Origin of the sequence: Adhaeribacter aerolatus, from assembly GCF_007991635.1 — a bacterium.
Taxonomy (GTDB): domain Bacteria; phylum Bacteroidota; class Bacteroidia; order Cytophagales; family Hymenobacteraceae; genus Adhaeribacter; species Adhaeribacter aerolatus.
In genome coordinates this window covers 15,550-39,785 of sequence record NZ_BJYS01000034.1, presented here as the reverse complement: position 1 = coordinate 39,785, position 24,236 = coordinate 15,550, and the positions used below count along the sequence as shown (strand labels likewise).

The 24,236-nt window shown below is 44.6% G+C and carries 19 protein-coding genes; 8 read left to right on the top strand and 11 right to left on the bottom strand.

The features are described 5' to 3' along the window. Window positions 1-5: 5 nt before the first annotated feature. Window positions 6-986, top strand: a complete 981-nt coding sequence (locus AAE02nite_RS20140) for an isoaspartyl peptidase/L-asparaginase family protein (RefSeq protein WP_146902152.1) — start codon at window positions 6-8, stop codon at window positions 984-986. Window positions 987-1,443: 457 nt separating this feature from the next. On the opposite strand, the gene AAE02nite_RS20135 is transcribed toward AAE02nite_RS20140, so the two are convergent. Continuing rightward, window positions 1,444-1,809: a winged helix-turn-helix transcriptional regulator gene (locus tag AAE02nite_RS20135; protein WP_146902149.1), complete on the bottom strand. Its 366-nt coding sequence runs from the start codon at window positions 1,807-1,809 to the stop codon at window positions 1,444-1,446. 190 nt (window positions 1,810-1,999) lie between these two features. Between AAE02nite_RS20135 and AAE02nite_RS20130 the strand changes: the two genes are divergently transcribed. The 3 genes from AAE02nite_RS20130 to AAE02nite_RS20120 are packed head-to-tail and all read left to right on the top strand — an operon-like array spanning window position 2,000 to window position 4,870. Then, the gene (locus tag AAE02nite_RS20130; RefSeq protein WP_146902146.1) at window positions 2,000-2,746 is read left to right on the top strand and encodes an NADPH-dependent F420 reductase; all 747 of its coding nucleotides are present in this window, start codon (window positions 2,000-2,002) and stop codon (window positions 2,744-2,746) included. Between the two features lie 17 nt (window positions 2,747-2,763). Continuing rightward, complete coding sequence (locus AAE02nite_RS20125) at window positions 2,764-4,149, top strand: NtaA/DmoA family FMN-dependent monooxygenase (protein WP_146902143.1); 1,386 nt, start codon at window positions 2,764-2,766, stop codon at window positions 4,147-4,149. A 40-nt stretch (window positions 4,150-4,189) separates the two neighbouring features. Continuing rightward, window positions 4,190-4,870 (top strand): NADPH-dependent F420 reductase, encoded by a 681-nt coding sequence (locus tag AAE02nite_RS20120; protein ID WP_146902140.1) that lies wholly within the window; start codon window positions 4,190-4,192, stop codon window positions 4,868-4,870. A 198-nt stretch (window positions 4,871-5,068) separates the two neighbouring features. Here the strand turns inward: AAE02nite_RS20120 and AAE02nite_RS20115 are convergent, their stop codons facing one another. Both AAE02nite_RS20115 and AAE02nite_RS20110 read right to left on the bottom strand, forming a co-directional pair. After that, window positions 5,069-5,731, bottom strand: coding sequence for a transmembrane-type terpene cyclase (locus AAE02nite_RS20115; RefSeq protein ID WP_218033528.1), 663 nt, complete (start codon window positions 5,729-5,731; stop codon window positions 5,069-5,071). A gap of 458 nt (window positions 5,732-6,189) precedes the next feature. Then, complete coding sequence (locus AAE02nite_RS20110) at window positions 6,190-9,132, bottom strand: FAD-binding and (Fe-S)-binding domain-containing protein (protein WP_146902137.1); 2,943 nt, start codon at window positions 9,130-9,132, stop codon at window positions 6,190-6,192. Window positions 9,133-9,563: 431 nt separating this feature from the next. Between AAE02nite_RS20110 and AAE02nite_RS20105 the strand changes: the two genes are divergently transcribed. Together AAE02nite_RS20105 and yiaK are read left to right on the top strand one after the other, a co-directional pair. Beyond that, a complete protein-coding gene (locus tag AAE02nite_RS20105) occupies window positions 9,564-10,439 on the top strand; it encodes a sugar phosphate isomerase/epimerase family protein (protein ID WP_146902134.1) in 876 nt (291 codons plus the stop codon). An 899-nt stretch (window positions 10,440-11,338) separates the two neighbouring features. Beyond that, window positions 11,339-12,340, top strand: a complete 1,002-nt coding sequence (gene yiaK, locus AAE02nite_RS20100; RefSeq protein ID WP_146902131.1) for a 3-dehydro-L-gulonate 2-dehydrogenase — start codon at window positions 11,339-11,341, stop codon at window positions 12,338-12,340. Between the two features lie 52 nt (window positions 12,341-12,392). Here the strand turns inward: yiaK and AAE02nite_RS26765 are convergent, their stop codons facing one another. The 6 genes from AAE02nite_RS26765 to AAE02nite_RS20075 form a co-directional block, all read right to left on the bottom strand. After that, entirely contained in the window at window positions 12,393-12,770 is a 378-nt protein-coding gene (locus tag AAE02nite_RS26765; RefSeq protein ID WP_262713471.1) for an FUSC family protein, read from the bottom strand. Between the two features lie 15 nt (window positions 12,771-12,785). After that, window positions 12,786-13,445 (bottom strand): FUSC family protein, encoded by a 660-nt coding sequence (locus AAE02nite_RS26760; protein ID WP_246151196.1) that lies wholly within the window; start codon window positions 13,443-13,445, stop codon window positions 12,786-12,788. Between the two features lie 114 nt (window positions 13,446-13,559). Next, window positions 13,560-15,059: a potassium/proton antiporter gene (locus AAE02nite_RS20090; RefSeq protein WP_146902128.1), complete on the bottom strand. Its 1,500-nt coding sequence runs from the start codon at window positions 15,057-15,059 to the stop codon at window positions 13,560-13,562. A gap of 156 nt (window positions 15,060-15,215) precedes the next feature. Further along, window positions 15,216-16,064 carry a macrolide hydrolase EstT gene (gene estT, locus AAE02nite_RS20085; protein WP_146902125.1) on the bottom strand — a complete coding sequence of 283 codons (849 nt, stop codon included), beginning with the start codon at window positions 16,062-16,064 and terminating at the stop codon, window positions 15,216-15,218. 153 nt (window positions 16,065-16,217) lie between these two features. Beyond that, window positions 16,218-16,709 (bottom strand): hypothetical protein, encoded by a 492-nt coding sequence (locus AAE02nite_RS20080; protein ID WP_146902121.1) that lies wholly within the window; start codon window positions 16,707-16,709, stop codon window positions 16,218-16,220. Between the two features lie 503 nt (window positions 16,710-17,212). Continuing rightward, window positions 17,213-18,124, bottom strand: a complete 912-nt coding sequence (locus AAE02nite_RS20075) for an NmrA family NAD(P)-binding protein (protein WP_146902118.1) — start codon at window positions 18,122-18,124, stop codon at window positions 17,213-17,215. A 340-nt stretch (window positions 18,125-18,464) separates the two neighbouring features. On the opposite strand from AAE02nite_RS20075, the gene AAE02nite_RS20070 reads away from it, so the two are divergent. After that, on the top strand, window positions 18,465-19,034 hold the full coding sequence (locus AAE02nite_RS20070; protein WP_146902115.1) for a D-lyxose/D-mannose family sugar isomerase: 570 nt from the start codon (window positions 18,465-18,467) through the stop codon (window positions 19,032-19,034). Between the two features lie 273 nt (window positions 19,035-19,307). Beyond that, window positions 19,308-20,744 carry a putative oxidoreductase C-terminal domain-containing protein gene (locus AAE02nite_RS20065; RefSeq protein ID WP_146902112.1) on the top strand — a complete coding sequence of 479 codons (1,437 nt, stop codon included), beginning with the start codon at window positions 19,308-19,310 and terminating at the stop codon, window positions 20,742-20,744. Window positions 20,745-21,034: 290 nt separating this feature from the next. Here the strand turns inward: AAE02nite_RS20065 and xylA are convergent, their stop codons facing one another. Continuing rightward, entirely contained in the window at window positions 21,035-22,369 is a 1,335-nt protein-coding gene (gene xylA / locus AAE02nite_RS20060; RefSeq protein ID WP_146902109.1) for a xylose isomerase, read from the bottom strand. Window positions 22,370-22,420: 51 nt separating this feature from the next. Further along, window positions 22,421-23,938 carry a xylulokinase gene (locus AAE02nite_RS20055; protein WP_146902105.1) on the bottom strand — a complete coding sequence of 506 codons (1,518 nt, stop codon included), beginning with the start codon at window positions 23,936-23,938 and terminating at the stop codon, window positions 22,421-22,423. Window positions 23,939-24,236 lie beyond the last annotated feature (298 nt).

Here is a 24,236-nt window from a genome sequence, read left to right as displayed (position 1 = left end):
ATATCATGAATAGCCGTCGTAAATTTATTCTGAAGTCTTTTTTGGGGGCAACCGGCCTGAGTGCTTTGGCTGGCAAGCTTCCTTTATTTGCCCAAATCCGAAAGCCATTATCCGCCATAAAACCCATTGTAATTTCTACCTGGAACCACGGGTTGGCGGCCAATGAAGCCGCCTGGCAAGTATTAAATGCCAAAGGCCGGGCCTTGGATGCCGTAGAAACCGGCGTGAAAGTAACGGAAGCTGACCCGAAAGTAACTACGGTTGGTTACGGTGGTTACCCCGACCGGGAAGGGAAAGTGACGCTGGATGCCTGCATTATGGATGAAGAAGGCAATTGCGGCTCGGTCGCCTTTTTGCAAAATATTAAACACCCAATTTCGGTGGCGCGGCTGGTTATGGAAAAAACGCCGCACGTGTTTATGGTAGGCGAGGGGGCACAACGGCTGGCCTTGGCGCACGGATTTAAGAAAGAAAATTTGCTAACGCCCCAGGCCGCCAAAGCCTGGAAAGAATGGCTGAAAACCTCTAAATACAAACCAGTAATAAACGCTGAAAACCACGATACAATAAGCATGTTGGCCATTGATGCCCAGGGTAACATGTCCGGGGCCTGTACGACCAGCGGTGCCGCCTGGAAAATGCATGGCCGGATTGGCGACTCACCCATCATTGGCGCTGCTTTATTCGTCGACAACGAAGTAGGTGGGGCTTGTGCTACCGGTTTAGGCGAAGCGGTTATTAAAATGGTGGGCAGCCATTTGGTAGTGGAATTAATGCGGCAGGGGCTTTCGCCGCAGGATGCCTGCCGGGCGGCCGTAGAACGCATTGTAAAAAAACAGAAAAACTATAAAGAATTACAGGTAGGTTTTCTGGCTATGAATAAAGCCGGCGAAACCGGCGCTTACAGTGTGCAGCCCGGCTTTAATTATGCCGTGCATAATGGCCAGGAAAATAAATTAATCGACGCCCAAAGTATGGTGAAGTAGCAAGTACTACTTACAGGTGTTACGAAATTTGAACTTAATAACTTTAATTCTTAGCTTCTGAGATTAACAAACCTGCTTTCTATAAAAAGTTTTGTTTAATAGTTAGCAGCTTTAAAAGAGCATTCCTTGTTCAGTGGCTTCGCGTACCTGCTGCTGTTGAATAAAGTTCTACCCTAAATAATATCAAAAGTATGCTGCGTTTAATGCGATTGCCGTCTTGCTATTAATAGTCATTTGCTGGCCAATAGCCTTCAAAAGCCCAAGTAGTTTAAAAGTAGCGCAGGTTTGGAATAATTTAGGAAATAAGATGCAATAATCACCGGGAAAAGCTTGTCCGTTGATTTCCCCCCAAAAGTACCAGAAAATATTTTAGAAATAGGTTCGTTCAGAAAGCTGTAAACGCGTTTTTGCCGATAACTGGTATTAGGTTAAATAAAGGTTATTTCTGGCTTTTGTCCTAATTTACTCTAGACACTTCTGGGTGAAAAATTTTCTGCCGGTGGTTTAATCCCCACTGCTTCAAAGCATCAATAATAGGCGTCAAGGTATCGGTATAGGGTTCTGGTTTATACAAGATTTTAACCGGGTAATCCTCTACTACCACACGTTTAATCAGTTGGTGCTGCTCCAATTCTTTTAGTTCTTTGGCCATAACTTTCGGGGTAATACCGGGAATACTCTCCTGGATATCGGTAAATCGTTCATTACCCACTGCTACCGAAATGATGATGGGTAATTTCCACTTGCCATTAATTACTTCCAGCGCATCCCGCACCGGCTTAACTGTGTCTAGGCAGGATAAGTATCCTTTTTTTGCTGCCATAAGTCTTCGTTTTAAAATATTCTACTATCCTTTAGGAAAGTACTATACAAAGTAAAGTAAATAGTCTTAATTTTGCAACCCATTATTAACCTGTTATTTATCCATCCGGCATCCAGGAGGCCATTCAGGAGTCGATTCTAAAACAATTCTCCTGTTTTAAGTTTGGTTAAAAATAAATTAGTAGAAAAGTATGAAAATAGGAATTATTGGCGTCGGCCATATTGGTAAAACGTTAGCCTTGACCTTGAGTGCGGCAGGACATGAAGTACATGTTGCTAACTCGCGCGGTCCGGAAAACATCGGGGCTGATGTGCTGGCTACCGGGGCAAAGCCGGTTACCGTTCAGCAGGCTATTATAAACAAGGAGGTTATTATTATATCCATACCTCTAAATCGCATTCCCGAGATTGCACCCCTTTTTACGGGTGTTCCGGAAAATACGGTTGTGATTGACACCTCCAACTACTATCCGGCCCGGGATAACAAAATTGCCAGCATTGAGGCCGGTCAGGTCGAAAGTCTATGGGTGCAGGAACAGTTAGGGCGTCCGGTGGCAAAAGCCTGGAATGCCATTGGTTCCGATTCCTTTGCAAAAAAAGGTAAACCGGCCGGAAGCCCTGACCGAATTGCTATCCCTATAGCCGCCGACCGGGAACTTGACCGAAAGGTAACTAGGACGTTGGTAGAAGATACTGGGTTTGATGCATTCGACGCAGGTGCCTTGCAAGAATCTTGGCGGCAGCAACCAGGTGCGCCTGGCTACTGCACCGACCTTTCGTTAAAAGAACTACCGGCGGCTATTGCCGCAGCTGATAAGGCGCGATTACCTAAAAGACGCGATTTGGCCGTAGCAGCATTTCAAGAACGGTTGGGAGATGCCACCACGAACCCGGATGCCGATTATGGTGTCCGCTTAAGCCGGGTGTTATTTATGTAATTTTTAAAATTACCAGGATGGACTTATCCCAAGAAAAAATAGAAAATAGCACCAAGGTGGATAAGAAGATGCTTATCGGCCTGCATTTAGGCAATGGATACGGTTCTCAGCCCGGAGCATGGCGCATGCCGGGTGTTGATCCGACCAGTTATACCAGTTTTGATGCGCGGGTAAAACAGGCTCAGTCAGCGGAGCGTGGGAAGTTTCAGTTTATCTTTTTGCCGGATGGTCCGGGTGCGATGCTGGCGGACATAGAAAATGAAGCGCCAAGTTTTAACCTGGATGTGATGCTCACGCTGGCTGCGGTTGCCCGCGAAACCAAGCGCATCGGATTGGTGGCCACCGGCTCTACGACATTTAATGAGCCGTACAATTTAGCCCGGCAATTTAAAGCACTGGATGTTATGAGTCATGGTCGTGCCGGCTGGAATGCCGTTACCTCCAGTGGTGAGGCAGTCGCAGCAAACTACGGCAGAACTATCCCGTCCAGTGAGGAACGATATGGACGGGCACATGAGGTTATCCAGCTCATCCAGGCACTTTGGGGCAGTTGGGAAAAAGACGCCTGGGTACATGACCAGGAGAGCGGACAATTTGCCAAGAGCGAACAAATCCTTCCAATCAATTTAAAAGGAAAATATGTGGGCTCTCGGGGACCACTCTACATTCCTCCGTCGGAACAAGGTCAGCCTATCATTTTTCATGCCGGTGGCAGTCCTAATGCGCATGAACTGGCCGGTCGTTTCGCCAATGCCGTTATTGGCGCCGCTTTTACCATTGAAGATGCACGTGCCCAACGTAATGCTTTCCGGGAAGCAGCAGAACGTTACGGTCGTAATCCGGATGAGATAAAATACATTCCCGGCCTTATGACCACCATCGCTAAAGATAGACGCACGGCACTCGATCGCCGGATTCAACTCACGGAACACCTTTTTCCGCAACGCGTGGCGTATCTTCAACAGATGCTCGGCGTACGCCTTGATATTAACCGTCTGAACGAACCGCTCTCAAAAGAACAATTGGAGGCTGCCCGCCCATCTCCGTTTGACCCTCGCTCACGTCATGCCCTGAAGATTGCAAAAGAAGGGTGGCGCCTGCGAGATGTCCTGGCCCACGGTGTGATTGATTATCACCCCGTGATTGTGGGGCCGGGAATGGAGGCAGCCAATCATATGCAAGCGTGGTTTGAAGCTGGAGCCGCCGATGGTTTCTGGATTTCCGCCGACGTTAACGCAGATGGCATTGATGCCTTTGTGGATGAAGTGGTTCCTATCCTGCAAGAACGCGGTCTCTTTCACCAGGATTATGCAGGCAAGACTTTACGCGAACACCTTGGTGCTCCGGAACAGTATGGAATTGACCCTCGCGTTTCCTCGCCAAGTAAAGTTAGCGTAGTGTAATAAGTAATATTTAATAAATTAAACCAAAATAGATACAGCTATGGAAATAGGAATTATTGGAGCCGGTAACATAGGCAGCACACTCGCTCGGTATTTGACCAATCTGGGACACCAGGTTATGATTGCGAACTCGCGAGGCCCGGCCTCTTTAAGCAAAGTTGCGGCGGAAACCGGCGCGACTCCCGTGACGACAGAAGAAGCGGCCGGCGCTAAAGACCTTATTATTATTTCTATCCCTGAGAAGGCCATTGTAGACCTTCCGATATCCATTTTGGCCGCTTCCCAGGCCATCATTATCGATACGGGTAATTACTATCCTTCTCGCGACGGGCGGAATGCTGCTATCGAAGGTGGACTAACGGACAGCGAATGGGTAGCCCAGGTGCTTGGCCATCCGGTGATCAAGGCTTTTAACAACATCGTTGCCCCCAGCTTAGCTGCGAAGGCTGTTCCAGCCGGAAGCCCGAATCGAATTGCCCTATCTGTTGCCGGTAATGAGGAGCGGGAAAAGCAAGTTGTCATGCGACTCATTGAGGAGATTGGCTTCGACGCCATTGACGCCGGCTCGTTGTCGGAGTCATGGCGACAGCAACCGGGTGAGCCGGCCTATTGTCAGGATCTGGATAGAGAGGCGTTGAAATCTGCGTTGCAAAAAGCCGATTTAAGTAAGCGCGCAGCTAACCTGGCCATGGCAGACGAAATAGCACGCCCCTATTTTTAGAGGTATATTTATGCTTCTAATTCGGAATGCCGCTGCTGCATAAAACTGGGTCAATAGTTGGCTTATAAGTCAAGTTATGTTACATAAATGCCTTTCTTGAATTGATAATATATCTGCAATGTGAAAAATAAAGTAAAGGAATGGGACCATTGTTCTATAAAAAACGCAAGCCTACTATCGCGCAATTAAAATATAGGTTTACCACCGCTGCCAAGGTTGGAATCCTTCGGCTTTCAACCTGTTCCGGAGTAGGAATAAATAAATAATATCGTAAGAGAATATGGCAAAATAGAGCAGCAGGAGCAGGTACGATTTGGGAAAGTACAGGTAAAAAGTAATGGAAGCCAGGATGGTCCCCAGCATTTTAAATAAAGCAATGTAAACCGACTGGCCTCTCACATTATTTCGCTTGAATAACATGGCGATGAACAACACCGACATGAGCAGGTTTTGACCAAAAGCAGCGTAATAACCGATGTATTCCTCAAATTCCACGGATATAAAAGCAATTATTAAAGACGAAAATACCAGCCCCAGAAGAAAGTTTAAATAAAATACGGGGGAAGAAAACCCTGCCGGGAATTCTTTTTTACCGAACTTCAGGTATTGCCACATAATACCTAAATCGAAGGTAAGCCAGATATAATTTACGACCCGTTGCGGATACGGATGCGGGAATACAAAGGCAAAAATAAACTCCCAGGCCAGGTTTGCACATAAGGCGGCCACCGGCATACCATATATCTGGTCTTTAGTCCCGCGCCGCAAAATAAGCAGGTAAGTCAAAGTCCAGAATAGGCCTGAGCCGATGAGTAAAGAATTTGCCAACGTAGGTTCTACCGGTACCGGTTTAGGAATCATGAAATTATGTTTATAAAAAAAGTAGGCAGAAACAAATTTTTATGCTCTAATGTAATACAGCGTTAAAACCGGAATGTTTAGTTTAGTGTTTTCCTGTTCCTATTCAAATTATGGGATAGCAGTCAACCTTATTTAAAAATAGTTTCTTACACTATAACACCGTGGCAAAAATAGGCCACGAGTTAAGTTTAGCAATACTAATTTAAGAAGGTGGCAAAGATGAAAAAGTAAGGGAATATTTACGGCTGTCTTCAAGGCGCAGGTTGCTTTGGGAGCGCTTAAAGAGCAGCAAACACTGTCGGCTGTAGCCGGGATGAGCTACAGCCCAACCAAATATCACAGTAGAAGCAGGCGTTTGTAAAGAAGCCTAAACTGGTATTTGGCAGGAGCCTTAGCTTAAACTACAGCGTGGGGCTGGATTATTGCTGCTATCTATTTCCCGTACAAGGTGGCCAGGTTTATTTTACCAGGGCATCCCAGAGGATTTCTACCGGGTGTAAGGCCAAACGGCCGGTGCCGTCTTTAATCTGGTGGCGGCAACTGGTGCCTGGCGCTGCTACCAGAACCTCGTCGGACATTGCCCGCACCGCCGGAAACAATACCAATTCCCCAATTTTCATCGACACCTCGTAGTGTTCAGCTTCGTAACCAAAAGAGCCCGCCATGCCGCAGCAGCCCGACGGAATAACGGCTACATGATAGTTAATAGGTAACGACAATATTTTAACGGTAGCGTTTACCGAAGACAAGGCTTTCTGGTGGCAATGGCCGTGAATTTGTATATTTTTTCCGTCGGTGGTAAACTGCTCTGGTTTAATCTGGCCCCGGCTGATTTCGGTAGCCAGAAACTCATCGATTAAAAAGGCTTGTTTGGCGATAGCCTGGGCTTGCGGCAATAAAGCATCGGGTACTAAATCCAGGTATTCATCCCGGAGGGTTAAAATAGCCGAGGGTTCCAAGCCCACTATTGGCGAGCCGTCGGCGAGTACCTGGCTCAGGAGTTCGGTGTTTTTGATAGCCAGCTTTTGGGCCTCCCGCAGCAACCCTTTCGATAGATACGTGCGGCCGCTTTCTTCGTGTTTGGGTACCAGTACCTCGTAACCCAGGGCGTGGAGCAATTGTACAGCTTTCTGGCCGACGGTTACATCGTTAAAATTAGTAAATTCATCGGCAAATAAGTAAACCCGGGGGGCATTAGCTGGAGCCGGCGTTTGGGCGCGCCACTTCCGAAACCAGGCGATAAAAGTGGTTTGGTGCAGGCGGGGCAGGGAGCGCTCCGGGGCAAACCCCATCATTTTTTTCGCCAGTTTGCCGGTAGCGTTATCGCTCATGAGTAAATTGTAAGCGCCGGGTAATATGGAGGCGAGCGAATTTAATTTTGTAAAATTCCCGATAAGCCGGGTACGCAAAGGCACGCCGTTGGCATCGTAATAATGTTGCAGAAATTCGGCTTTCATTTTGGCCACATCTACCCCCGACGGGCATTCGGTTTTACAGCCTTTGCAGCTGATGCACAAATCCATAACACTCCGGATTTCTTCGTGGTCGAAGTGGTTGGGTTTGGCAGAGTGGGTGAGAAACTGACGCAAAATATTGGCGCGGGCGCGGGTAGTATCGTGCTCCTGGCGGGTGGCCATAAAGCTGGGGCACATGGTACCACCGGTTAAATTGGTTTTGCGGCAATCGCCGGATCCCGAACATTTTTCGGCCAGCCGTAAGATGCTGCCTTCTTTCGTAAAGTTAAAAACGGTTGCGTGCTTGGGTGTTTCCTGTTCTGGCGTGTACCGCAAATATTCGTCCATGGGTGGCGTATCCACAATTTTGCCGGCGTTAAAAATATGCTGCGGGTCAAAGGCTTGTTTTACCTGCCGGAACAACTCATAAACACCCGGTCCCATTATTTCGGGAATAAACTCACCGCGCAACCGACCGTCGCCGTGCTCACCACTTAAAGAGCCGTCGTATTTTTTTAATATTTCAACGGTATCGGCCAGTACCTGCCGGAATAAATTTTTTCCGGTGGTCGTTTTCAGGTTCAGCATGGGCTCGATGTGCAGTTCGCCGGCCCCGGCGTGGGCATAATAAGAGGCTACCAGGTTATGCCGGCGGAGCATGGCGTCTACATCGGCTACGTAGGCCGGCAAATCGGCGGCATCTACGGCACAATCTTCGATTAAATTTACCGGTTGGGTATCGCCGGGCATGTTGCGCAGTAGGCCTAAACCACCTTTTCTTACATCCCAGGCCCGGTTGGCATCGGCCCCCACCAATATCGGGTAAGCGTAGCCGATATTATTGTTTTTTAAATCCGCCACTAAATTTTGGGCACGTTCCTGTACGGCCTCTTGGGTGTCAGCGAAAAATTCTACCATTAAAATAGCTTCCGGATCGCCCTGGATGAAGAAACGGTTGGGTAAGTGGCCCGGATTGTCTTTGGTAAAATCCATAATCCGCTTATCTACCAGTTCTGAGGCTGTGGGGTCGTGTTGCAGAGCTACTAAGTTTGCTTGTAAAGATTCCTGCAACGTTTCGCAATGGATGCAGACGAGCGCATTTTCCTTGGGCGGTAAATCCAGCAGGTTAATTTTGAGTTCGGTTAAAATGCAAAGCGTTCCTTCGGACCCTGCCACCAACCGGCATAAATTAAACGGTACCAAGGGGTTTTCAAATGGCTGGGTATCGAGCAAGGCATCCAGGGCATAGCCCGTGTTACGGCGGGTGATTGTTTTTTTAGGAAAGTTTTGCCGGATGAGTTGCTGGTTTTGCGGTTGGTTTAATAAATGACCCACCGCCTGGTAAATAGCTTTCTCCTGTGAGTCAGCTCCTTGGGAATTAACTTCTAACTCGGTCGGGGTTAAAGCTTTAAAAGTGGCCTCGGAACCATCGCTTAATAATACCTTGGCTTCGAGCAGGTGGTCGCGGGTGCTGCCCCATTTAATGCTGTGCAGCCCGCATGAGTTATTCCCCACCATACCGCCAATCATGGCCCGGCTGGCCGTGGAGGTTTCGGGCCCGAACATTAAGCCATAGGGGAGCAGGTGCTTGTTTAAATCGTCGCGGATAACGCCGGGCTGTACCCGCGCCCATTTTTCGGCGGCATTAATTTCCATGATCTGGCCGAAGTGCGTAGAAATATCCACTACAATGCCGCGGCCTACTACCTGTCCGGCCAAAGAAGTACCCGCTGCCCGCGGAATGAGCGTTACCTGTTGCTGCCGGGCAAATTGTATCAGGGTTTTTAAATCTGCTATCGTTTTAGGTAAAGCCACGGCCAGCGGTTTTTCCTGGTAAATGGAGGCATCGGTGGCGTAAACCATCCGCATGGCGTTATCAATGCCGGTTTCGCGGTAATAAAAATCTCCTGACAAGGCAGTTTTCAGGGAAGCCAGTTCTTCGGTCATGGGATAGTAAGGCAATATCTAAAACACTAATTCCGGCAAGCTGTAGGGCTGTTCTGAGCCGCGACCTGCAGGAACAAGGGTAAAAATAAAACACTAAACCGACGGAAAAAAGTATAGTAACACAGACAACTTTTTAATTTTAACGGCGCCATTATTTTATTCTTAAAGGAAGGACAGGTTCGGTCATTTTTGTTGGTCAATAAATAAAGGTAAATTGTTGATAATGACAGGTTTATTTTGCGTATTTAAAACGCGTGATTAAATATTTAGCTACTTTTACATAAATACCCGGGTGAGTATTTTACCGGAAATAAATTAATGATATATTTCAAGCCGGGTAATTTTTGTAGCGCAGGAAATCTGGTATGTAAGTTGTTTTATAAGTCTGAATCTTTAAATTTTTCCACCCACAATCCATAATAGAATATTACATGAATTTAAATCGTAGAGCCTTTTTAAAGCAGGCCGGTATGCTTACGGCCGGGGCCTTAGTTGCACCTCATTTGTTAAAAGCAGCACCTGGCCTGCCTGCACCCGGCCTGCAGCTGTATACCGTACGCACCCTCCTGGAAAAAGACCTGAAAGGCACCCTGCAAAAAATTGCAGCCATCGGGTATAAAAATATGGAGTCGGCGGCGGGTTCTAAAGGTCATTATTATGGCCTGAAGCCGAAAGAGTTTACCAGTATGCTGGCCGATATGGGTATGAAGTTGCGCAGCTCCCACGTAATGGTAGGTTCGGCCGGACCTAAAATGCCTTTTGCTACTTTGCAAAACGATATGCAGAAACTGGTAGATATGGCGGCCGAATCGGGCCAGGAATATTTAACCTGCGCGTATTTAATGCCGGATGAGCGGAAAACCCTGGATCAGTATAAAAGCCACATTGCCTTGTTTAACAAAACCGATGAGGCCTGTAAAAAAGCCGGAATTAAATTTGCCTACCACAACCACGATTTTGAGTTCGAAACTTTGGAAGGCCAGGTACCTTACAATCTGCTGCTTTCGCAAACCAAAGCCAAAATGGAGTTGGATTTATACTGGGCCGTAAAATCGGGCAACGAACCGGTAAGCTTGTTTAAAAAATATCCGGGCCGGTTCGAGATGTGGCACGTTAAAGACATGGATAAAACCGAAAAGAAATTTTTTACCGAAGTAGGCAACGGTGTAATAAATTTTAAACCGATTTTTGCCGCCGCTAAAACTGCTGGTCTTAAATATTATTACGTAGAGCAAGACCAGACCCCCGGGAACCCACTCGACAGCATTACCACCAGTTATAAAAACTTAACCAAAATACTGGCGTAAGTAGAACCATAAAGACAAACCAAAAACGGCCTGATTAATTTCCGGCCGTTTTTTTGTGTTATTGGTAGCGGCTGGCTTCAATATTTGCAGGCTGTAAATACTATTATCAAACAGAAACTGCGCCTTGAAAGGAATTATTGCAGGGGAAAAGATTCTTTGTAGTCCGTCCAAGGTTATTTGCTATTCTTTAGCGTGTTTGCTAGCTTTCGTTTGTGGGGCGGCACTTGCTTTCTCCTAAAAGCGTTTAACCCTTCCGCCCTCCGGGCACCTTCCCTGATTCAGGGAAGGAGTTCGGCCGAACCGGAACATCGCTGAATAGCTTTGTTGGGAAGGTTTAGTATTTAATAATGATTGAACCTGGTAATGCATTATCTACTGGCATATTACAGCAGTTTGGACAATGAGGGCCTTTGGGAAGATGCTCTTCCGGTGCTTTAGCATTGCGAGGTACGAGCAAAGGAAAGATGAGCAGCCCGAGCGGCCAAACGGGGGGCGCCAGCCCTGAGGCTTCTTAGACCTCTCAATACAGTTAGCACCTGAACATGGAAAGATGGAATCTTTCAAAAGATAGACAAATAGAACTGACCATTATAAAACCGACCATTCATGTAATATATTAAGAAGAGGCAGTAATATATTTAAGATGATTGTTATTAAAGATACCACTTTTTTCAATTAGTGCCTTTGTTGCGGCTTAATACCAGCAAGTGGTGGGCGAAAATACATCTCAATTTCAACCAGCGCCTTTATTGTTATATCCAGTGGGAATATTACCAGCTGTATACAACTGAATTAAAATGGTTCAACGGTACGCCAGGTAACGTTTTTCAATTTACCGGGCTTAATTACTTGTCCTTGCCAAATTAAGCTTTAATATTAAGGCCGAAAAAAAGTTAAAGATGCGCATACCAATCGCTACCCTGCAAGCTGAATTACAACGAATTCTGGAAAAAAAAGGCATTACGGCAAAAAGGGCTACGCTTTGTGCCCGGTTATTTTCCGAAACTGACCGCGACGGCATCTATTCTCACGGCCTGAACCGTTTCCCGCGATTTATGCAGTATCTACAAAAAGGATATGTGATTCCGGATGCTGAACCCTTACTAGAACATAAACACGGGAGTTTTGAACGGTGGAACGGACAGCAGGGGCCAGGAAATTTAAACGCTTTTGCAGCCATGAACCAGGCTATTGCGCTGGCCAAAAAAGCGGGCATCGGTGGGGTGGCGCTCCGCAACACCAATCATTGGATGCGGGGAGGAACGTACGGCTGGCAGGCGGCCGACGCCGGCTGCGTGGCTTTTTGCTTTACTAATACTATTCCGAACATGCCGCCGTGGGGCGGCAAAACCCCGGCCATTGGCAATAACCCCTTTGTAGTGGCGGTACCGCATTCCAGCGGGCAGCACGTGGTATTGGACATGGCCATGAGCCAGTATTCGTACGGCAAACTGCGGAAGTACGCCGAGGCCGGACAAGAACTGCTGGTACCCGGCGGCTACGATGCAGCCGGAGATTTAACCCAGCACCCGGCTGCCATCGAGGCCACCGAAAGGGCATTGCCCATTGGCTTCTGGAAAGGATCTGGCTTAAGTATTTTATTGGATTTAGCCTTAGGCATATTGGCTGGCGGCCGGACCACCGCCGATATTGCCGGTTTAGAAGAAGAATACGGCGTGTCGCAGGTATTTATTTGCCTGGACGTAAGTCAGTTTCAGGATAGTGCATTTACCGATGACATTATCCGGCGAACCGTAGATTTTATTAAAAGCAGTACACCGGTAAGCCCCGGTAGCGCTATTTTGTACCCCGGCGAAAATACCTGGCGCACCCGTCAGGAAAATATTAATTTAGGCGTACCGGTGGATCCGGTGACTTGGGAAAAAGTGCTGCAGATGTAAAACATAGGATAAGAAAACCTGTAATTCAAAAGTTTTAAAACAGGGCCGTATGTTATTTCCGACGCAAAATAACCATTCTGGTTTTCCGAAGCTGCCGGGTAGTAATAAAATGTAACTTTTCGTTATACAATATCCAACCGCCCACGGCACCAATTACACTCCCGGTCAGGATGTCCAGAAAGCGCGTAAATATGAGATCATTGGGGCTATTAGTTAATGTTTCGCCGGATTCGGCCAGGAATATAGTAAGAATGGTAATGAAAACTACCGCAATGCCATAGTTCCGGACCACCAGCAATTCAACTACGCTTTGTAACAGAATGATGCTGATACAAATAGCCAGGAGAGAGGGTTGCAGGTACAAAATAAGCCAGGTTAAGCTTAATCCAACCAGTGTGCCGATAACGCGCTGTAAACTCCGTTGCCAGATATGTTTGGTACTAACTCACTGCATAACGGCGGCACAGGAGGTAGGAGCCCAGTACGGGCTGTCGAGCTTTAATAAATAAGCTACCAGCAAAGCCAATCCAACAAATAAGCCGAACGTTAGCGATTGAATAAAATTAATGTATTTGCCTGGCGCCAGGCTAATTACTTCCTGAGCGGGTGGCATTCTACGGAGCGTTACCAGGCTATAGAGCAGGCCCAGAGTGCAGGAAATCATGGTGCCAATACCTACAAAACCTATTTTTTCAGGAATGGTTTCTATTTGATAAGGCATACTAATAGCCACCGAAGCCACCATAATAAAGAAAAAATTACCTGGTGGCCGCACCATTTTTAAGTAATACAAAGCCAGGTGCACCGCAAAAGCATACAAGCCCAAAACAAAGGAAGCTACGTAAGGGTTAAACCCGAAAAATATTCCGACCGAAAAGGAAACCATAATGCCAAAGGAACAAGCCATCAGGGTAATCATCCGGTGGGCCAGGTTTTGGGAATGAATATACAAAATCACCAATCCGGCCAGCGAGGCCAATTTAACGGCCGGCATATTGCCGGTATAGTAGCCAGCCAATAGTGGAATACCCACCGATAAGCCGGCCAGCACCCCGAAATGCCATTTCCGGTCGGTTTGTTTAAATTCCAGAAGCTGTTTTAGCATCTTTTTAATTTTATGCGGCGGGAACAAGTGCAAGTCCGCAGCCAAACTGTGGAACGGGTAGTTTCCGTATCCTATTCCCAATTCTGCATCTTTGAAAACGTAATTCAATAATATTTAACTGGTAGAATCTACTTTTAAAGTTTTATAAGTTTCCAATAAAGCCTCATGGTCGTCGGTTATAATTAATAATATATCGTGCTCCTGAATAATGGTTTTTCCTTTCGGTACAAAATATTTATCACCCCTTTTTACCATTACGGCCAGGGTTTTATCCGGTAGCGGCAAATCCATTAATCGGTTGCCAAAGGCCAGTATGTTCCTGCTAATTTCTATTTCGGCCGTTATAGATTTTATCTCTTCCGAGAATTCAACATCAAAATCCCGGAGCTTTTTAATTTCACGTGGTTTCTCTGCCAGTCCCAGCCATTTTGCCATAATAGGCAGCGAGGTGCCTTGTACTAACAGCGATACCAGGGTACAGAAAAAAACAATATTAAAGATGAGTCTCGCGTGGGGTACCTGTTCCGCCAGGGGTATGATGGCAAAAATAATCGGAACCGCTCCTCTGAGTCCGACCCAGGAGATATAGGTTTTATCTTTATTAGCCATTTTACAGAAAGGAAGCAGGCAAAGAAAAACAGTTAACGGCCGGGAAATAAATATCATAACAAAGCTGATTATCAGGCTGGGTACAATAATGGGTATTAACTCGGCAGGATTAACCAGCAAACCTAAAGTTAAGAACATCAATAGCTGGCTCATCCAGGCTAATCCATCAAAGAAATTAAGTGAGGATCGTTTGTGCACAAACTTGGCATTTCCGATTACCAATCCACCAATATAAACAGCCAGGTAGCTATTGCCTTTAATAAAATAGGTTAGGGAGAATATAAAAATACAGAAGGTAAAAACTAATATGGGATATAGCGAGTCGTTGCCGATGCGGATCCGGTTTATAACATACACGGCTAATTTACCCAGCGCAAAACCGGCCAGGGCCCCAATAATCAACTGTAATAATAACTGAAATCCAACCAGCCAGTAATTAGGAACTGCTTCCAGTTTAATAATTTCTATCAAGGTAATTACCAGAATATAGGCCATGGGGTCGTTACTGCCGCTTTCCAGCTCCAGCATGGGCCGGAGATTATTCTTTAAGTGCAACCCTTTTGAGCGAAGAATTGAAAAAACAGAGGCCGAATCGGTGGAAGACATGGTGGCAGCCAACAGCATTGCGGTTAATAAACCTACCCCGGCCGATTGCATGGTCATTCCTAAAATCCACCAAATAAGAACCCCGCTGATAAGGGCCGTTAAAAGTACCCCAATCGTAGCTAATACTACTCCCTGGGCAAAAATGGGACGTATTTCGGCAATCTTGGTGTCCAGGCCGCCGGAAAAAAGAATAATACATAAGGCAATGGTGCCAATGATTTGGGCCGCCTGAATATTTTCAAATTGTATACCCAGCCCGTCGCTTCCACTTAACATACCTACCGACAAAAACAGTAATAAGGCAGGCACCCCAAATTTAGAACTGGCTTTACCCGCCAGAATACTTAGAAAAAAAAGAATTGATAAACCAATTAAAACTAATTCTATCTGTATGTTCATTAATATTTATTTTATTCGAATGATGACCAGTGATAGTGCCGGTAATAAGTAGTGGACGATTATTGGTTTCGGTATATGAAATTTTAAGGCAGGTTACCGGCTTCAGATACTACCCAAGTGCTTTGGGCTAAATGGCTTTTTGGGGAACCTGGCTATTTAGTTGTTGTCCTTTACATGTTTTGATATTCCTGCAATAATGGTGTCCCAATCTTCAAAATGTAATTCGTGTCCTGTTCCATCTAATTGAATTAATGTAGCATCTTTGATTTTATCTAATAAAACGCCTGTGTGTTTAAAATGCCAGATAAGGTCATCTGTTCCATGAATTATTAAAGTGGGTTGTTTAATCTCCTCTAAACGGTTGTAATATGTTTCACCGCCCTGTAAGGCGGCATGATTAAACATACTTAAATAGTTGTTGGCTCTGTTAAATTCTGCTCTTATTAATTTCTCACTTCTTTTCTGGTCGAATTGTTTTCTTCCGCTCATTAAGGCTGCTCCTTCCACCAAATATTGCACAACACTATCTTCATGCGTCCAATCAACCGTTCCCGATTTATTGTGAAAGTCTATAATTCGGGAGTCCATTGGGGGAATATTGGGCTCTGAGTCACCCCAAGGTCCAGTTGATAGGAGGGTTAAGGATTTAACCCAGTCAGGATATTTTATGGCGGCTATTTGTGCGATTAATCCACCTAATGACATGCCAACCAAATGTGCCGTTTCAATTTGGTAACCGTCTAAGATAGTTATAGCATCATCCGTTAAATCAACAATGTCATACGGGGTTGAACCTGGTTCATAATAGGTCGATTTTCCCACATCTCTGTTGTCATACCTAATTACGAAAAATCCATTGTTGGCTAATCGCTGACAGAAATTTTCGTCCCAATAGAGCATAGAAACTGTTGCACCTGCTATCAGTAAAATGGCTGGATTACCTATATTGCCATAACCTTCTGTATAAAGTTTAATGTTGTTCGCTTCTATTACGCTCTCTTTCATTAATACATAATTTGGATGACAACAACTAAATGTCAGTTATATAATTAAAATAAAGCTTTGTATTTTTTATTTTGAATTCTTTGGTTACCTAAATATTGCTTTATAAGGTGCGCCGACCCGTCATGAAAGCAGCGGAAAGATTGGCAATTGACCCTATTTATAATTATTAATAAGAATTTTCAACTTAGATATTTTCAGTTTTTTAAATAATTGCAAATACTTTAAATCATTTTTGCTATCATACATCAACTGAACCTCAAAGTAATTTATATGTTCCAGTATGGCTAAAATTAAAAAAGCAATTGCCCCAACCTGTTCGAAAGTACTTTTAAATTGATTAACAACGATTAAATTCAGCGTCAATATTATTAGAAGTAAATTGATAAATTTGAAAAGTCGTAAAATACTAATGAAGTCAGTATTAAGCTTGGTGGTGAGTTTACGATAAATGCTATACCAAAGAAAGGAACCTTCAAGAAGAATTATTCCATTCAGAATAAATGCCGCTATGGAGTTAATTCCAATAGGTTGTTTATGAACAATGCTGTTAAGAACAAATAAAAAAGGTAAGCCGAATGCATTAAAAAATTCAAGGCGATAATGAGATCTTAGCCTACCTAGTAACTTTTCCCTTTTATTCTGCATTTTCCTTTGTATTAAATCTTATAAGATATTATATAAATGATACCACTTGGTGCTGGTTAAATATGATTTTTAGAAAGTTATCTTGCAAATAATAATAGCCTTAATTTTAGTATAGATGATTTCTGAATCATTTTTATCTAATTTTAAGCTGGCGGGTCACTAAGGTAAATTAAAAATTGTTTGGCTCTGTTAAATTCTGTTCTTATTTAATTCTCACAATTTTTATGGGTGAAATGTTTTCCACCATTTATTAGGGTTGCCTGGAAGCAAAATTATTATCACTAACTTGTCTAACTCACTTTTATCCATTTGGCATTATTAATTAATTTCTGTGGTAATCTAAGGTTTGCTTCTAAGGATTTGCAGCTATACGCAGGCAAAGATTCTTAGCACTTAATTTCTTATGAAGGACTGAACATTAAATTTAGCATTTTCTGGCGCTAATAAGCACTGAGCCCTTGCTTGCCTATAGGTACTGTTATGCTTTTCTTGTTTTTCTGTCGTTAGTTTATTCTTAATTTTATATTTTCATTTATCAAAAAATTTTCCACATTAGTCCACTTAATATTGGAGTATCTTTCATTGTCATATTTCTGAAATACAACTCTTCCTTCCATCATATCTCTCATATATTGCATTCCTTGCCATGCTGGATATAAATCATTTTTAGATGGTGAAAAAAATCTGGTTACCTTAATTAGAAAATTTAAAAGAGAAATACCGCCAGGTTTTAATAATTTAAATTTTTTTCCTGTCAATTTAGTTAAGAGTTCTACAAAGTCATTACAGGTTAATTTATCGCCGGCAATGTATAAATTTCTTGGTGTTTCCTCATCCATAGCAGCTTGGGCAGTGAAGTCAGCAATGTTTTTTGTGGTGGTAAATTCCATCATTTGATTAGGATTGCCCCAACAAAGTATTCTCTTATGTTTAAATAATATCAATGGCATATCCGTTGTCAATAAATCCATAAATGGTCCATTGAATATTGTTGTAACATTGATAGGTTTGTCTTCTATATATTTATGAAATTCCCTTCTTAAATCTAAATTTCTGTTTTGACCTTCCATAAGGTTAGTAAAGTCAATTGCATAATCGCTGGGAATAAATCTCTTTACATTTGCTCTAATTGCAGCATCTACTAGTATTTTTTGGGCATCAATTATAGTTTCCCTTAAGCCAGATAATGCTGAAACTACACAGTCTGCTCCTTTACAGCACTTTGCTATTTCTGGAATACTTGAAGTATCAATTTGAAAAACGGTAACGCCTTTCTTTTCTAATGCATTAATTTTGTTTTTGTCTGTTTTCAATCGGGTAATAGCAACAACTTCTGCACCATTTTTTAATAATGCATTTACTATTTTTCCTCCTAAATTGCCTGTTGCACCAGCAACGATAATTTTTTTTGACATATATTATTTCTTTACGGCTTCTACCAATTAGGCATAACTGTTAAAGGCCGCAAAAGTTTTTTCTCAACCAGAACAGGCGTATATCAATAACAGAATTTATGAATATATTATATTATTCTGAACTGTATAAGAACACGTTTCCTTTTTTAGAATTAACAGTTACCCCTATTTTCCTGAATTAACTTAGCTTTTTATCAAAAATCAATACCAGCTTTAGCCCTTGAATTTACTTTTGCGTATGACTTTATAAGCTCTTTAAAGAACAACCGAATGCGGTGGTATTTGAATATTTTGTTGTGCTTGTAAACAGAGAATTTACGGTTCTGCTATTATTCCGGAGATGAAAAGGTCAGAGGTTAACGCGGCAATCCGGCACGCGGCCGAATTTCTGGAGGCAAATGGCTGGAGCCTGCCACCCAGCCCCCAATGGGATGTGACAGATTTTGGTCTGGATAATTTTTTGCAGGAAGGGCAGGTGGGCATTATTTTAGCGAATGAACCGGAATATTGCGAAAAGTTGGTGTTTGTTACTAAAAGCCAGCGCACGCCACTGCATTACCACCAGCACAAGAAAAAAGATATTGTTTGCCGCAACGGTTCTTTAGCCATACAGGTTTGGCCCGGCCTATCCGATGCCGCCGCACCAGTTCCGATAGAGGTTCACCTAAATAACCAGAGACAAACTGTTTTGGCCGGGCAAAATATTCATTTGGCTTCCGGGGAGCGCCTCACGCTCCTGCCGGGTTGGTATCATTCTTTTTACCCGGAGTCGGATAAATGCCTTTTCAGCGAAATATCAACCGGTAACGACGACCAGCACGATATATTTTTCCTGAATGCGGCCGTAATTCGTTTTCCCGAAGTAGAAGAAGATGAGCCGGCAATCGCCAAACTTGTCTGTGACCAATAATTAATTATTCTAATAACCGGCTTTATATACAATAATTAACTTCAGAATTCTTATGCAGCCCAAGTGTTGGCGTAAGGTCTAAGATTTTGATAAGCCTGGTATATAACTTTACGCAGCGAGGCTTTAAGAGAAATATTACTCCGGCAATTGGCCCGGATTAAGCATTCCGGTAACGTTGTCGGAATAATTTTTAAGATTTTTTATTTAGATCCGGGTAAACTCCCCTTAATTTATAGCCGGAATCAAATTCACCACTATAATTCTGAGAGAATAATGTTAAAAAATTTAGCTACGGTTACTTTGCCAGGTTTAGCTTTATGCCTGCTGTTTTCCTGCTCTTCTAAAAATAATACGGCTAACTCCGAAACCGACACTGCCAGTGCTGACTCGACATCAGTGGCGGCAGGCGCCGGCAGTATAAAATTAATTACGTTGGATCCGGGCCATTTCCACGCCGCGCTGGTACAAAAAACCATGTATAACCAGGTAGACCCGGTGGTACACGTGTACGCCCCGGCCGGTGAAGATGTGCAGGAGCACCTGAAAAAAATAGAAGCCTATAATACCCGTCCGGAAAATCCGACGCAGTGGAAAGAGGTAGTGTATACCGGAGCCGATTACCTGCAAAAAATGGTATCTGAAAATAAAGGCAACGTGGTGGTAATGGCCGGCAACAACGCCCGCAAGACCGATTACATTAAAACGGCGATAGATGCGGGCTTTAACGTGCTCGCCGACAAACCCATGGCCATTAATACCCAGGATTTCGCCCAATTAAAAGAGGCCTTTGCCTCCGCCGGACAAAAGAATATTCTGCTATACGATATCATGACGGAGCGGTACGAAATAACCACCATGCTGCAACGCGAGTTTTCGCGCTTACCGGAAGTGTTCGGCACCTTACAGAAAGGTACGCCAGCCGACCCGGCCATTACAAAAGAGAGCGTGCACCACTTCTTTAAATATGTATCGGGGGCGCCCATTAAGCGGCCGGCCTGGTTTTTTGATGTTACCCAACAGGGCGAAGGCATTGTGGACGTAACAACCCACCTGGTAGATTTGGTACAGTGGGAGTGCTATCCGGAACAAATAATCGACTATAACAAAGATATCGCTATCAACTCGGCCCGCCGCTGGAAAACGACATTAAGTCCGAGCCAGTTTAAAAAGGTGACGGCTTTAACTTCTTATCCGGAGTTTTTGCAAAAAGGCGTAGAAAAAGATAGTATGCTGGGCGTTTATGCCAACGGCGAAATAAATTATAAGTTGAAAGATACGCACGCCAAGGTGTCGGTTATCTGGAATTTTGAAGCCCCGGAAGGCGCCGGCGATACCCATTATTCTATCATGAAAGGCACCAAAGCCAACCTGGTTATCCGGCAGGGAAAAGAACAAAAATACAAACCCCAGTTGTATATAGAACCGGCTAAAGGTACCGATATGAAAGCCTTTGAGGCCAGCCTGAAAGGGGCTTTGGCGAAAGTGCAGGCCACTTACCCTGGAATTGAAGTAAAGCAAATTAAAACCGGCTGGCAAGTGGAAGTGCCCGAAAAATACCACAACGGCCACGAAGCGCACTTTGGTCAGGTTACGGAAAAGTATTTACAATATTTAGGCGAAGGCAAATTGCCTGAGTGGGAGGTGCCCAACATGCTGGCCAAATATTATACCACCACCAAAGCCCTGGAAATGGCCCGAGGAGCGAAATAAAAAAATAAATTCTTGTAAAAAAAAGGCCTTGCTAGTAGTAGCAAGGCCTTTTTTTTAGGTGAAAACAATGTTATTTTCCAAGCTATTACTTTGGTTAAGCATGAATAAAAGGGAGTGGATTGGCAAAATCCACTATTGTCATTCAGGAGGAACCTTGTTAACAGGCAGCCAACAAGGTTCCTCCTGAATGACAAGATTTGGATCAGGTACAGAAATTTTTCAGACCCAAGGCTGATTATTATATATTATCAGGCGATGCGTCCTCTCCTGTACTTAAACCCAAGAAGGAATTAAATATATTGGTTAATAATATTTTCCAGTAATTCCTGCTTACCGCTAATTTGTTTAGGCTCGCCGTTCTGAGAAGCCAGTTTATGCAAATCTTCGAAAGATAGTTTACCCTGCTCAAAAGCCTGGCCGTCGCCGCTGTCGAAAGAGGCATAGCGGTTTTCGCGGATTTTGCGGTAGTCAGATTTTTCCAGAACATCGTGGGCCACCATTAAAGCGCGGGCAAAAGTGTCCATACCGCCAATGTGCGCAATAAATAAATCTTCTAAATCGGTAGAGTTCCGGCGCAGCTTGGCATCGAAGTTAATACCACCCGTGGTTAATCCACCGGCTTCCAGGAACACCAGCATGGCTTCGGTTAATTCGTATAAATCAACCGGAAACTGATCGGTATCCCAGCCGTTTTGGTAGTCGCCACGGTTCGCATCCATCGAACCCAGCATACCGGCATCGGCAGCAATCTGTAATTCGTGGGCAAAGGTATGGTTGGCTAAAGTGGCGTGGTTGGTTTCGAGGTTTAATTTAAAATCTTTATCCAGGCCGTACTGACGCAGGAAGCCAATAACCGTAGCGGCATCAAAATCGTACTGGTGTTTCGTAGGTTCCATTGGCTTTGGCTCTATCAGGAAAGTACCGGTAAAGCCGGCTTTGCGGCCGTAATCGCGGGCCATCGCCAAAAAGCGGCCTAAGTGGTCAAGCTCCCGTTTGGTATTGGTGTTCAGCAAAGACATATAACCTTCGCGACCGCCCCAGAATACGTAATTTTCGCCGCCTAAAGCTATAGTGGCATCAATGGCACCTTTTACCTGCGCCGCGGCATAAGCCAGCACGTTAAAATCGGGGTTGGTAGCGGCGCCGTTCATGTAACGCGGGTGCGAAAACAAATTGGCGGTTCCCCACAGTAATTTAATGCCGGATTCCTGCTGTTTTTGTTTTGCGTAATCCACAATGGTTTGCAGGTTTTTTTCCGATTCGGCTAAGCTTTGGCCTTCGGCTACCACATCAAAATCGTGGAAACAATAATAACCGGCGCCCAGCTTAGAGGTAAACTCAAAAGCTGCATCCATTTTTTCTTTGGCGCAGGTAATCGCATCGGAGCTGGTAGCCCACGGAAAAACGCGGGTGCCCGGACCAAACGGGTCGCCGCCGGTGCCGGTAAAAGTATGCCAGTAAGCCACCGAAAACCGGAAATGGTCTTTCAGGCTTTTACCGGCTACTACTTTGTTTTCGTCGTAATATTTAAAGGCTAAAGGATTGTTCGATTCGCGGCCTTCGAATTTTATCTGGTCGATGCCGGGGAAATAAGTTTTGTTTCCGGTTACTACTTTAATGGACATAGCTGGATAGTTTAGGTTTTATTTTGACAATGGCTATAATAAAATTTTGAATTAGGTGGTCTTGGTGAGCCGCAGCTGGTTTTCTAACAAGGCGCACCATTTCCGGTAAACTTCTTCGTAAAAATCTTGGCGGCTGGTTTCCGGCTCGATGGTACGGGTACAGGCCAGCCCCACAAAAGCGCTTTGAAAATCCGGATAAATGCCGGCTCCTACGCCGGCCCCGCGGGCTGCCCCCTGCGACCCATCGGTGTTGTACAGTTCTACGGTAGTATCGGTAACGGTGGCAAAAGTCTGGGCAAATAAAGGGCTTAAAAACATATTTGCATCGCCGGCCTTAACCGTTCTGGCCTGAATGCCAATGCCGTTCATAATATCAAAGCCGTAGCGCAGGGCAAAAATAATTCCTTCCTGCGCCGCCCGGGCCAGGTGCCCTTTGGTGTGGGTAGTTAACGATAAGCCGCTGATGACCGCCCCAATTTGCCTGTTTTGCAGAATACGTTCGGCCCCATTCCCAAAAGGTAAAATCAGCAAGCCATCGGCGCCGGCCGGTGCCTGGGTCGCGATTTCGTTTATTTCGGGGTAAGAATACTGGTAGCTATATTTTTCCGAAGAAAACAAGTTTTTGCGCAGCCAGGAGTTTAAAATACCGGTGCCGTTCACAATCATCAGGGTGCCGGTTACCGGGTTTTCGGCGGTGCCGTTTACGTGTAAAAACGAGTTTACCCGCGATTGCGGATCGTAATTTATCTGATTGTTGATGCCGTAAATTACGCCCGAAGTGCCGGCCGTGGCGGCTATATCGCCGGGGCTTAATACATTAAGCGAGAAAGCATTATTGGGCTGGTCGCCGGCACGGTAACCAATTACGGTACCCGGCGCTAAACCCAGCGTTGCCGCCGCTTCCGCCGAAACTTCTGCCTGAATCCCAAAGGTTGGTACGATTTCGGGGATTAAATCGGCGCTGATTCCGTAATATTCCAACAGCTCGTAAGCCGGCCGACTTTCTTTAAAGTTCCACAGAATTCCTTCGGATAAGCCCGAAGCGGTGGTCTGGATTTTACCCGATAATTTCATAGCGATAAAATCGCCGGGTAGCATGAATTTATAAATTTGGCTGAATATTTCGGGTTCGTTTTCCCGTACCCATTTCAGTTTAGAGGCAGTAAAGTTAGCCGGCGAGTTCAGGAAGTTAGACAAACAAACTTCTTCGCCCAGGCCTTTAAAAGCCTCGTTGCCAATGGCTACGGCCCGGCTGTCGCACCAGATAATAGATGGGCGTAATACCTGCTGGTTTTTATTTACCACCACCAGGCCGTGCATCTGGTAGGCAATGCCAATGGCTTTAATATCGGTGGGGGCCACGTTGCATTTAGCTAAAACCTGGCGGGTAGTTTCGGTAACGTACTGCCACCAAAGTTCCGGGTCCTGCTCGGCCCAGCCTTCCTGTTTCACCAGCATTCCCATTTCGTTGTTAGGGGCAAAAGCCGAAGCCAGCGCCTTACCGGTAGCGGCATCGGTTAAAGTAGCTTTTACCGAAGAACTGCCAATATCATATCCGAGTAAATACATGTATCAGGGCTTATTGTAATTTTTACAATAATAGAGGGTTTAAATTTATGATTCAAATTTTTTGTGCTTAATTTATCTTTTAAATGGTCCAAAGAATCAGCCAGTAATTAATTATACTTTTCAGGATAAATTTTGGAAAACATTTTAGTGTACTGACTGCTAAACAGAAAGGTTAAAGGATTTAACTTTTACCGGCTTCGAAAATCTACCGTTTAGTCGTGTATATTTGAAAATTAAAAAAGAAAAAGTGCAAGTGAAAAGATTTCTTTTTTACCTTGCTGGTCGGATGAACCTAAAT

What these genes read in the sequence shown, in the direction of transcription:
- yiaK (WP_146902131.1), top strand. Translation starts at nt 11,339, where the DNA reads ATGCGCATACCAATCGCTACCCTGCAAGCTGAATTACAACGAATTCTG.
- AAE02nite_RS20055 (WP_146902105.1), bottom strand. Translation starts at nt 23,938, where the DNA reads ATGTATTTACTCGGATATGATATTGGCAGTTCTTCGGTAAAAGCTACT.
- xylA (WP_146902109.1), bottom strand. Translation starts at nt 22,369, where the DNA reads ATGTCCATTAAAGTAGTAACCGGAAACAAAACTTATTTCCCCGGCATC.
- AAE02nite_RS20130 (WP_146902146.1), top strand. Translation starts at nt 2,000, where the DNA reads ATGAAAATAGGAATTATTGGCGTCGGCCATATTGGTAAAACGTTAGCC.
- AAE02nite_RS20075 (WP_146902118.1), bottom strand. Translation starts at nt 18,124, where the DNA reads ATGTCAAAAAAAATTATCGTTGCTGGTGCAACAGGCAATTTAGGAGGA.
- AAE02nite_RS20110 (WP_146902137.1), bottom strand. Translation starts at nt 9,132, where the DNA reads ATGACCGAAGAACTGGCTTCCCTGAAAACTGCCTTGTCAGGAGATTTT.
- AAE02nite_RS20115 (WP_218033528.1), bottom strand. Translation starts at nt 5,731, where the DNA reads ATGATTCCTAAACCGGTACCGGTAGAACCTACGTTGGCAAATTCTTTA.
- AAE02nite_RS20105 (WP_146902134.1), top strand. Translation starts at nt 9,564, where the DNA reads ATGAATTTAAATCGTAGAGCCTTTTTAAAGCAGGCCGGTATGCTTACG.
- AAE02nite_RS20125 (WP_146902143.1), top strand. Translation starts at nt 2,764, where the DNA reads ATGGACTTATCCCAAGAAAAAATAGAAAATAGCACCAAGGTGGATAAG.
- AAE02nite_RS20120 (WP_146902140.1), top strand. Translation starts at nt 4,190, where the DNA reads ATGGAAATAGGAATTATTGGAGCCGGTAACATAGGCAGCACACTCGCT.
- AAE02nite_RS20080 (WP_146902121.1), bottom strand. Translation starts at nt 16,709, where the DNA reads ATGCAGAATAAAAGGGAAAAGTTACTAGGTAGGCTAAGATCTCATTAT.
- AAE02nite_RS20090 (WP_146902128.1), bottom strand. Translation starts at nt 15,059, where the DNA reads ATGAACATACAGATAGAATTAGTTTTAATTGGTTTATCAATTCTTTTT.
- AAE02nite_RS20070 (WP_146902115.1), top strand. Translation starts at nt 18,465, where the DNA reads ATGAAAAGGTCAGAGGTTAACGCGGCAATCCGGCACGCGGCCGAATTT.
- AAE02nite_RS20140 (WP_146902152.1), top strand. Translation starts at nt 6, where the DNA reads ATGAATAGCCGTCGTAAATTTATTCTGAAGTCTTTTTTGGGGGCAACC.
- AAE02nite_RS20135 (WP_146902149.1), bottom strand. Translation starts at nt 1,809, where the DNA reads ATGGCAGCAAAAAAAGGATACTTATCCTGCCTAGACACAGTTAAGCCG.
- AAE02nite_RS20065 (WP_146902112.1), top strand. Translation starts at nt 19,308, where the DNA reads ATGTTAAAAAATTTAGCTACGGTTACTTTGCCAGGTTTAGCTTTATGC.
- estT (WP_146902125.1), bottom strand. Translation starts at nt 16,064, where the DNA reads ATGAAAGAGAGCGTAATAGAAGCGAACAACATTAAACTTTATACAGAA.
- AAE02nite_RS26760 (WP_246151196.1), bottom strand. Translation starts at nt 13,445, where the DNA reads ATGCTAAAACAGCTTCTGGAATTTAAACAAACCGACCGGAAATGGCAT.